1 pseudogene is annotated in these 1050 nt (G+C 42.1%); it reads right to left on the bottom strand.

Annotation, left to right across the window (positions count from 1 at the left end):
• Positions 1–882: pseudogene (locus UB32_RS18855) on the bottom strand (hypothetical protein); the annotation flags it as partial.
• Between the last annotated feature and the right edge of the window lie 168 nt (positions 883–1050).

The following is a 1050-nucleotide window of genomic DNA, read 5'->3' as shown; positions in this document are numbered from 1 at the left end:
TTCTTCCAGTATTTCCGCTTGATTTGGCTTCTCGAGCAGAGGTTCTTCCAGTATTTCCGCTTGATTTGACTTCTCTTGTGGAGTTTCTTCATGTATTTCCGCCTGATTTAGCTTCTCGAGCGGCAGAGTTTCTTCCTGCATTTCCGCTTGATTTGGCTTCTCGAGCGGAATTTCTGTCAGCATTTCCGCCTGATTTGGCTTCTCGAGCGGAATTTCTGTCAGCATTTCCGCCTGATTTAGCTGTTCCTGCTGAATCAGGCTGTCTTGGATTCTGTCCCTTCTTACAGGTTTCAGTCCTATGTCTTGTTGCACTGTTTCAAATTCGGTCATTTCATATTCTACTTCTTCCAGGCTTCTTTGATGTTGTTCTTTCTTTGGCGGCCTGTTGAATGCGTATATTGGCGATGGAATTTCGGTTGGCTTGAATGGTTGCGTACGTTTCGGACCGCTGACTTTTTTTGGTTCATATGAATAAGCGGAAGTAGCTTCGTCTTTTTTGTCTGAATTCGCTGGCGCTTTCCCTTTTCCTGCTTCCTCATTTCCTTCTGCCTTGTTCCGTCTTTGTGTGGATTCCTGCCGGAGGAGGCTGTCACTCGTATATTTGAATGGGCCCCTTTCATTGATAAAAGGCTTTATTTCTTCCATCCGGCCAACCCATTCCTGCCGAGAATGTCTCGGATTTTCGCCCGTAAGCTTCTCATCAGGAATCAACGGAAACCGGAACTGCCCCTTCGGATATTGGTATACTACCTTTGCCTCAAGATCTTTTTTATGGTTGCGTTCGTCTTTGGTCAATTTTGGTACTTTCTGAGTCCTTTCCATTTCATTCACTTCATCATCGTCATTTTGAAACATTGCCATAATTTTTTTTATCCAACTCACATTAAATCACTCTTTCTTTCGCATTTCATTCTTTATTTTAACAGTAATTTAGTATTTTTCGAGATAAATTGAAAGAATGAGCATTTTTAACGAGAAGAATTTTCCCCGAAAAACAACTTTAGGCTCAGTTATTCACAAAACCTTACATCCTGGATTCCCGAGATGTAT

The organism is Mesobacillus subterraneus, assembly GCF_000934845.1.
Lineage (GTDB): Bacteria > Bacillota > Bacilli > Bacillales > Cytobacillaceae > Mesobacillus > Mesobacillus stamsii.
The sequence above is the reverse complement of the archived record's forward strand: the minus strand, read 5'-3'. Positions and strand labels throughout refer to the sequence as shown.